Origin of the sequence: Kitasatospora purpeofusca (assembly GCF_034043715.1) — a bacterium.
GTDB lineage: Bacteria > Actinomycetota > Actinomycetes > Streptomycetales > Streptomycetaceae > Kitasatospora > Kitasatospora purpeofusca_A.
The window spans coordinates 63539-72247 of the sequence record NZ_JAXCLC010000046.1 but is presented as its reverse complement, the minus strand read 5'-3'; the positions used below and the strand labels follow the sequence as shown (position 1 = coordinate 72247).

The 8709-nt window shown below is 74.9% G+C and carries 6 protein-coding genes; all 6 read left to right on the top strand.

Translation table 11 applies throughout. The features are described 5' to 3' along the window. The first annotated feature begins 173 nt into the window (after positions 1–173). Entirely contained in the window at positions 174–1580 is a 1407-nt protein-coding gene (locus SM793_RS23145) for a sensor histidine kinase (protein ID WP_320440182.1), read from the top strand. Beyond that, entirely contained in the window at positions 1532–2197 is a 666-nt protein-coding gene (locus tag SM793_RS23140) for a response regulator transcription factor (RefSeq protein ID WP_320440181.1), read from the top strand. The genes SM793_RS23145 and SM793_RS23140 overlap by 49 nt, the downstream gene beginning before the upstream one ends. Positions 2198–2416: 219 nt before the next feature. Continuing rightward, positions 2417–4168 (top strand): DUF2637 domain-containing protein, encoded by a 1752-nt coding sequence (locus tag SM793_RS23135; protein WP_320440180.1) that lies wholly within the window; start codon positions 2417–2419, stop codon positions 4166–4168. Positions 4169–4337: 169 nt separating this feature from the next. Beyond that, on the top strand, positions 4338–5630 hold the full coding sequence (locus tag SM793_RS23130; RefSeq protein WP_320440179.1) for a DUF6986 family protein: 1293 nt from the start codon (positions 4338–4340) through the stop codon (positions 5628–5630). 134 nt (positions 5631–5764) lie between these two features. Continuing rightward, the gene (locus SM793_RS23125) at positions 5765–6421 is read left to right on the top strand and encodes a YigZ family protein (RefSeq protein ID WP_320440178.1); all 657 of its coding nucleotides are present in this window, start codon (positions 5765–5767) and stop codon (positions 6419–6421) included. 225 nt (positions 6422–6646) lie between these two features. After that, on the top strand, positions 6647–8602 hold the full coding sequence (locus SM793_RS23120; protein WP_320440177.1) for a hypothetical protein: 1956 nt from the start codon (positions 6647–6649) through the stop codon (positions 8600–8602). Positions 8603–8709 lie beyond the last annotated feature (107 nt).

The window sequence follows — 8709 nt, the reverse complement described above, 5'->3', positions numbered from 1 at the left end:
GCATGCAGCATGCGGGAGAGCCGGCCCCGCTGGGGCAGGCCCGGCGAGGGTGGACCTAGGACCACCCTGAATTCGGGTGGGACGGCCAGTGCCCACGGCTCTGGGTCCGGGGACACTGGATGAGGAGGATCGGGGCCGGTGTGCGGCATCGGCATCAGCAATCAGGAGTCGGCGTGGCAACAGAGAGTCGGATCACCGGGGGCGGTGCCGTGCGCGCCCAGACCGAGGCGGCACTCGCTGCGAGCGGCCGCGGACTGGCCCGGTTGTCCCTGCTGGTGCTCGGTGCGGTGCCGGTCGTGGTGGTGCCCGTGTTCGGGTCCTTCTTCGCCGGCGCGACGGCCGCTTGGCTGCTCGACGGCTACTACCCGGCGGTGTTCGTCGCGCTGATCGCCGCCGTGGGCGCGGCCCTTACGCTGGCCGGGCTGTTCGTGCGGCCGACCGCACGCCGGACGCGGGGGCAGCTCAACCGCTGGTACGGCACCAGGCTGCGGGCCGAGTACACCCCCAGGCCGCCGCTGGAGGCGGACGCCCGCGGTCACTGGTGGACGGGCTACTCCTACCACCGGTCCCACAACGTCGCCCGGTTTACGCAGCTGCTGCACTGGGCGGCGAGGGACGCCGTGACGCGGCGCGAGATGCTCTGGCTGACGGTCAGCCCGCTGCTGGCGATCGCGCTGGGACTGGTGGTGCTGGGGGCCCTGGGCGGCGGGGCGGCGTTCCTCTTCGTCGCGGCGAGTGGCTACGGGCCGGTGGGCTCGAGCGGTGCCGCGACCGTGCTCTCCTCGACCCTGCTCGGGCTGGGGATGATCACTCTGAGCACGCTGCTGGCCCCGTACGCGGTGCGGGGGTACGCGGAGGTGGCCCGCCGGGTGCTGGACAAGGACGGTCGGACCTCGCACGCCCAGCTGACCCGGCGGGTGGCGGAGCTGACCGAGACCCGGGCCGACGCGGTCGGCAACCAGGCGGCGGAGCTGCGGCGGATCGAGCGGGACCTGCACGACGGCGCCCAGGCGCGGCTGGTCGCGATCGGGATGACGCTGGGCACGATCGAGCACCTGATGGAGACCGATCCGGTGGCGGCACGCGAGCTGCTGTCCGAGGCCCGGCAGTCCTCGGCGCGGGCGCTCCAGGAGCTGCGCGACCTGGTCCGGGGCATCCACCCGCCGGTGCTCGCGGAGCGGGGCCTGGGTGACGCGGTCCGTGCGCTCGCGCTGGACTGCGCGCTGCCGACCGAGGTGTGCGTCAGCCTGCCGGACCGCCCGGCGGCGCCGGTGGAGGCCACGGCGTACTTCAGCATCTGCGAGCTGCTGGCCAACGCGGCCAAGCATTCGGGCGCGGAGCAGGTGTGGGTGGACATCCTGTACCGGGCCGGCCGACTGCGGGTCACGGTGACGGACGACGGTGTCGGGGTCGCGGACCCCAGCAGGGGGACCGGGCTGCGGGGGATCGAGCGGCGATTGGGTACCTTCGACGGTGTCCTCGCCATCGACAGTACGTCGGGCGGTCCGACCACCATCACCCTGGAGCTGCCGTGCGAGTTGTCCTCGCCGAGGACCTTTACCTCCTTCGAGAAGGTCTGATCAGGCTGCTGGAGGCGCACGGCTTCACGATCGCCGCCGCGGTGGAGACCGGTCCGGAGCTGCAGGAGGCACTGCTGACGCACCGTCCGGACGTCGCGGTGGTCGACGTCCGACTGCCGCCGACCCTGACCGACGAGGGCCTCCAGGCGGCGCTCAAGGCCCGCCGGGAGATTCCGGGCCTGCCGGTGCTGGTGCTGTCCCAGCACGTCCAGCAGCTCTACGCGCGGGAGTTGCTCGCGGACGGCACGGGCGGCATCGGCTACCTGCTGAAGGACCGGGTCTTCAACGCCGACCAGTTCATCGACGCGGTTCGCCGGGTGGCGGCCGGTGGTACGGCGATGGACCCGGACGTCATCGCCAAGCTGATGCAGAGCACCTCGCGTCGCTCGGGGCCGCTGCAGCGGCTGTCGCCGCGTGAGCGGGAGGTGCTGGAGCTGATGGCGGAGGGGTGTTCGAACTCGGCGATCGCCGCCCGGCTGTCGGTGAGCGACGGCGCGGTGGCCAAGCACATCGCCAATATCTTCACCAAGCTCGAACTCGCCCCGGCCGAGGACGCGAACCGCCGGGTGATGGCCGTGCTGGCCTACCTCAACGGCACGGCGGAGCAGCCGTCCTGACCCGGTGCCCGCTCAGCGGCTCCGTGAGCAGGGAAGCCGGGGAGGGGGAGCGGCCGGTCGTGTGACAGCGCGGGCTGCGGGAACGCTGGGACAGGTGTACGAGTAAACTCCGGTGGGCCGAGCCCGGAGGTCGCTCAGCCGTCCGGCGCCCCGACAAGCGGGAACCGGCAGCCGAGGCAGCGTACGGCCGCAGCCGACATCCAGGGGTTGATAGACGTAATGGCACGCCCATCGCTCACCAAGGCCCACCGCAGCCTGCTCGGTGTGGTCGCCGCCGGTGCCTGCATCATCTCCGGTATCGGCTTCGCCGGCTCGTACAGCGCGGTCAAGGAGCTGGCCGAGCAGAAGGGCTTCGGCGCCTTCTCCTACGCGTTCCCGATCGGTGTGGACGCGGGCATCGTGGTCCTGCTCGCGCTGGACCTGGTGCTCACCTGGCTGCGTATACCCTTCCCGGCGCTGCGGCAGACCGCCTGGCTGCTGACCGTCGCGACCATCGCGTTCAACGCGGCCGCCTCTTGGGGCGACCCGCTCGGGATGGGCATGCACGCCGTCATCCCGCTGCTGTTCGTGGTCGTGGTCGAAGCCTCCCGGCACGCGGTCGGCCGGATCGCGGCGATCACCGCGGACCGGCACATGGAGTCGGTCCGGATGTTGCGCTGGCTGCTTTCGCCGGTGCCGACCTTCCGGCTCTGGCGGCGGATGAAGCTCTGGGAGCTGCGCTCCTACGACGAGGTCGTGCGGCTGGAGCAGAATCGGCTGGTCTACCGGGCCCAGCTGCGGTTCCGCTACGGTCGCGGCTGGCGGCGCTCGGCGCCGATCCAGGCGCTGCTGCCGCTCAAGCTGGCCAAGTACGGCGTGCCGCTTGACCCGACGGTGTTCGAGCGGATGGACGAGGACGCCCGGGTGGCCCGGGACGAGAAGGAGGCCCGCGAGGTCGAGGCGGCTGCCAGGGCCGAGGCGGCCCTGGCACTGCAGGAGGCCCGCGCGCTCCAGGAGAGCCGTGCGGCCGCCGCCCTGGTGCCGGCCGGGCAGTCCACGCGGGCCGGGAACGGCGCCGCGGCGGCCCGCGAGCGGGACGGGGCCGAGGGGCCGGTCGCCGCGAGGCAGCAGCAGCCGGTCCGGGCCGGCCGTTCCGCCCCGGCCGTTCCGCGGGTGCCGGGCCCGGCGCAGAGCCGGCCTCAGCCACAGCCGCAGCAGCCCCAGCAGCAGGGCCAGTCCCAGGAGCAGGGACAGGGCCACCCGGAGCCGGAGGCGGAGCGGCAGGGCCAGCCCGAGCCCGCTCCCGTCGAGGTGCTCGCCAAGCTCGCCGCCGTGCGACTGCGCGACGCGCAGGAGCCGGTCGGCGCGGAGCAGCAGGTCCCGGTGCCGCAGGAGGAGGAGCTGAACGTCTGGACCGAGCGGGCCGTGCGGACCGCCGGGCACCCCAGCGACGGCGCGCCGGGTGGGCGGGTGCCCGGCCAGGTCTCGCCGTGGTTCAAGCCGCCGCGCCCGACCGACGCCGATCAGCCGCAGGCCCCGGAGCAGCAGGCCGCCGTCCCCCACACCGGGCCCGAGGCCGAGTATGCGGAGCCGCTGTTCGTGGCGGAGCGCTTCGCCGAGCAGGGCCAGGTCGAGCAGGGCTACGCCGACGAGAATTACGCCGAGCAGGGTTACGCGGACCAGGGCTACGTCGAGCAGGGCTTCGCCGAGGCCGTGGCGGAGGCCCCGGAGTTCGCGGAGCACGGGCAGCGGCCGATCGGTCCCGCGCCGCGCCCGGGCTCGTACCGGCTGGACCCCGAGCAGGCGTTCGAGGCCCTGGTGAGTTACATCGACACCTTCGAGCACGAGCCGGACCCGCAGCGGCTGGCCGCCTGGCTCACCAAGAAGTACGGCGTGGCGGGCAACCGTCCCGACGGTTCGGTCCACCCCAAGGACGTCGAGGCGCTCTACCCGGAGCTGCGGAACCGTTACGCCACCTCCGGGCGGGACTGACCCGGCCCCCGCCCCCGCCCCCGCCCCCGCCCCCGCCCCCGGCCGCGCCGCCCGGTCCGTCGGCGGACCATTGACGCCCGTTCCCTGCCCGTCTACCTTCGCATCAACAAACTGTTGAAGCGCTGGCCTGGCACGGGCCCCGCGCGCATGCTTGCGTGAGGAGTGACGGATGTCGCAGGTCGAGACGGGCGCTACCGGGCCGACGGGCGCGGCGGGATTCTCCGCCGCCGCCCGGTCCGCCGTGGACGCGCTGCTGGCCCCGGTCGACGCCGATCTGGCCCACCGCTACCCGGGTGACCCGGGCACCCGCCAGCCGGTCCACACGGTGTACGTGCCGGCCGACGCCTTCGCCGCCGACACCGTGCGGAGCTGGGGCCGACAGGCCCTGGAGGCCTTCGACACCCACGCCGGCAGCCCCGCCGAACTCGCCCGCGCACTCGGTGCGGCGGACGACGGGCTGCTCGCCGAGGTGCACCGCCGGGTCCGGGCCAAGCTGGAGCGCGAGCCGGTCGAGGACCTGCGGATCGACTTCGAGGACGGTTACGGCCCGCGGCCCGACGCGGAGGAGGACGCGGCGGCGGTCCGTGCCGCCGAGCTGCTCGCCGCCGCGGTCGCCGACGGCAGCGCTCCGCCGTACCTCGGCATCCGGACCAAGTGCATGGAGGCGGCCGTCCGGGACCGCGGCATCCGCACCCTGGAACTGTTCCTCGGCACCCTGCTGGCGCGTGGCGGACTGCCCGACGGGCTGGTCCTCACCCTGCCCAAGGTGACCTACGCCGAGCAGGTCACCGCGCTGGTCCGGCTGCTGGCGGACTTCGAGCGGGGCGCCGGGCTGCCGGAAGGACGGCTCGGCTTCGAGATCCAGATCGAGACCACCCAGGCGATCCTCGGCCCGGACGGTCGGGCCACCGTCGCCCGGATGGTAGCGGCGGCCGAGGGGCGGGCCACCGGCCTGCACTACGGCACCTTCGACTACAGCGCCGCGTGCGGGGTCGCCGCCGCCCACCAGAGCATGGACCACCCGGCCGCCGACCACGCCAAGGCGGTGATGCAGGTCGCCGCCGCGGGGACCGGGGTTCGGCTCTCCGACGGCTCCACCAATGTGATCCCGACCGGCACCACCGCCCAGGTGCACGCCGCGTGGAAGCTCCACCACGACCTGGTCCGCCGCTCGCTCGCCCGTGCCTACTACCAGGGCTGGGACATGCACCCGGCGCACCTGCCGACCCGGTACGTCGCCGTCTACTCCTTCTACCGGGAGGGCCTGGCCTCCGCCGCGGCCCGGCTGGCCGCGTATGCGGCCAAGGCGGGCGGGGACGTCATGGACGAGCCGGCGACCGCCCGGGCACTCAGCGGGTACCTGCTGCGCGGGCTCGACTGCGGTGCGGTCGACCTCGCCGAGGTGCGGGCGGCGACCGGCATGGACCGTGCCCGGCTGGACGCGCTCGCGGGCCGCGGCTGAGCGGTCCGGGCTCCGGTCGGTCCGGAGGCCGGAGGGGCACGCCGTAGGCTGGCGGGGCGGTCCGCGGGCGAGCTGTCGTCCCGCCCGGGCCGCGCCGCCCGCCCCTTGTCGTCCTCCGGGAGAACCGCCGCGCCATGCCCGCCACACCGGAGCCGACCCCCCGGCCGTACCTGACCGTCCGGCGTGCGGGCACGCACGAGATCGAGATCAAGAAGTCCCGGTTCATCTGCCACCTCGCCCGGGTCACCGACGAGGGGGAGGCCCAGGCGTTCATCGCGGGCATCCGCAAGCAGTACTGGGACGCCCGGCACAACTGCACCGCCTTCGTGGTCGGCGAGGAGCAGCGCCGCGAGCGCTCCAGCGACGACGGAGAGCCCGGCGGGACGGCCGGAGTGCCGATGCTGGAGGTGCTGCGCCGGCGCGGGGTGACCGACACGGTGGCGGTGGTGACCCGCTACTTCGGCGGTATCAAGCTCGGCGCGGGCGGCCTGGTGCGCGCCTACGGGAGCGCGGTCTCGGAGGCGTTGGACGAGCTCGGGCTGCTGGAGCGGCGGCCGGTCGCGCTGCTCGCGGTGACGGTCGAGCACGCCCGGGCCGGGCGGGTGGAGAACGACCTGCGGGCGGCCGGATTCACGGTCAGCGACCTGGCGTACGAGGCGTCCGGGGTGCGGATCGAGGTGGGGGTGCCGGAGTCGGAGGTCGCGGCGTTCCACACCTGGCTGGCCGAGGCGACCGGCGGCACGGCGACCGGGGTGGCGGCGGGCCGGACCTACGTCGAGGTGCCGGTCTGAGCGGACGGCGTCCGTAAGGCCGGTCCCGGGGCGGGCCGGGAGCCATGCAGATTCTCGTCCCGTGCGACAGCGGGCTTGAGCAGATTCACCCGAATGTAGTGACGTGGCCCGGAGTTGGAACTTCCGCTCCGGGCCATGGCGTTTCCTGGGCACAGGTCCGGCGAACCGGACCAAAGACCCATCGATGGAGGACACGGGACCCCACCGCCCCACGGAGGTATGCGCATGACCTCGGAACGTTCCTCGTCGTCGCCCGCCCGAGCCGGACTCCCCGGCTCCGGAGGCCCTGCGGCGCCCTACCGGATGACCGTCACCACCGCCCTCCCGTACGCCGACGCCCTCGCCCTGGCCGACCAGCACCTCGCCGCCTGGCTGAAGCGGGAGGGTTGCGAGGAACCGCCGCCCGCCCTCCTCGGCCCGCCGCCCGCGTTGTCCGCCGCCCGGTCCGACCCCTCTGCCCGGTCTGCCCTGTCCGCCCCGTCCTGGGACGGAGCCGCCGCCTCCTACGCCGAGCGTTTCCGGCTCGGCGAGCGCGTCCTGCTGGACCGCGACGGCGGCCCGCTCCCGAGCAGTCCCGGAGACCCGAGCAGTGCCGGAGGCCCGGTCGGCTCCGGAGGCCCGGTCGGCCCGAGCAGCCCCGGGGGCCGCTACGACCGCCGCCGGGTCCGTACCCCCGCCCCGCACGGCACCGACCACCTGACCCTCGCGCTGGCGGCCGGGCCGACCGGCCCGACCTGGCTCCGGCTGGAGGCCGCCACCCGTACCACCGACAGCGCCGTGCGCACGCCCGGCCGGGTACCGGTGCCCGAACTGGCCCGCACCCTGCTGCCGCTGCTGGACGCCGCCGACGGTCCGGCCGCCGTCCTGGCCGCTCCCCGGATGCTCACCGCGGCCGAGGTCGACGGCCTGGTCGACGAGCTCTGCGACCCGGACCGCCGGCTGCCCGCCATGGTGGCCAGCGTCCCGGCCGGCCGGGACGCCGGAGCATGGCTCGCCGAAGTGGTGGCCCCGCTCTGCGAGCACCTGCCGGGACTCGCCACCCTGTACGTCCTGGACGCCGAGGCGCGCACCAGGTTCAACGTCGCCCTGGAGTTCCACGCCGTCTACGGCGGAGCGGTCCGCACCTATCTGCCCGAGGTCGACCCGGCCTCGCGGCGGGACGGCCGCCGGCACCCGGTCCTGGCCCGCCACCGGATCGAGGAGGACCCGCGGCGCGCGGCCGTCCTGCTGTCCCGCGAACCGCGCCGGCTCGCCGCCGAACGGACGCCGCCGCCGACGCTGGCGGCCGTGCCCCCGCTGCGGGTACCGGCCTCGGTGCCCGTGCTCGCGGCCCCGGTGGCCGTCCCCGCCGACCGACCGGAGGAGCACGAGCGGGGCGCCCGCCCCGGCCACCTCCCGTACCCCGCCCACTCCGCCCATCCCGCCAACTCCGCTCATCCCGCGCACCACGAGGGCCGCCGGCAGCGCCGTCGCGAGCGGCTCACGGCGAAGCCCCTCACGGCGGGCGGCCCGCCCCCCGGCCGGCCGGCCGGCCGGCTCTGCACCGCACCCGGCGGTGGACCGGTGCCGACCCCGCCGACGCTGTTCCTCCCCGCCCCCTCGGCCCCACCTGCCAAGCCCCAGTCCCGTCTGCCGGCCCCCGCCCGTCGGGCCGGGCGGCGGCGCGCCGGACCGGCCGGCGGCCACGGCGGGATCCCGCTCACCTTCACCGAGCTGATGGACCGGCTCGGCGAGTTCCCGCTGCTCACCTTCACCGGCGACCAGAAGGCCGCACTCGCCCTCGACGAGCTGCGCTGCGCCGGAGGGGGCTGGGCCCGGCTCACCTGGGACGGTCTGACCGCGCTCCAGGAGTACGCCGAGGCGGCGGTCCGCGGCCGGGCGGGCGGCGACTTCAAGCAGTGGTGCGAACGGACCCCGGCCGGCTGTCACCGCTTCCCGCCCCGCAAGGCGGTGCGCGGCGAGTCGCGGACGGTGTACAGCCATGCCAAGTGGAAGCGCGAGCGGATGCTCCCGGTGCCGGAGTGCGTGGACGCGTCCAGACGCGCGTTCATGGGGGCGCACCTGCGGATCGGCGGCGGCCGCACCGCGCCCCGGCTGCACTACCTGGACGACTGCTCGGGCAGCGGCCGGATCTACGTCGGCTACATCGGACTGCACCTGACCAACACCCGGACCAACTGAGAGGCTTGGCTGACCGGTGCGCCCGTTCGGTGGACAATGTCGGAAGCGGGGCGGACCCCCGGTTCGCCGCCGAGGGGCTGCCGACCGCCCCGGGCAGGCGCCGGACG

What these genes read in the sequence shown, in the direction of transcription:
- SM793_RS23135 (WP_320440180.1), top strand. Translation starts at nt 2,417, where the DNA reads ATGGCACGCCCATCGCTCACCAAGGCCCACCGCAGCCTGCTCGGTGTG.
- SM793_RS23130 (WP_320440179.1), top strand. Translation starts at nt 4,338, where the DNA reads ATGTCGCAGGTCGAGACGGGCGCTACCGGGCCGACGGGCGCGGCGGGA.
- SM793_RS23125 (WP_320440178.1), top strand. Translation starts at nt 5,765, where the DNA reads ATGCCCGCCACACCGGAGCCGACCCCCCGGCCGTACCTGACCGTCCGG.
- SM793_RS23120 (WP_320440177.1), top strand. Translation starts at nt 6,647, where the DNA reads ATGACCTCGGAACGTTCCTCGTCGTCGCCCGCCCGAGCCGGACTCCCC.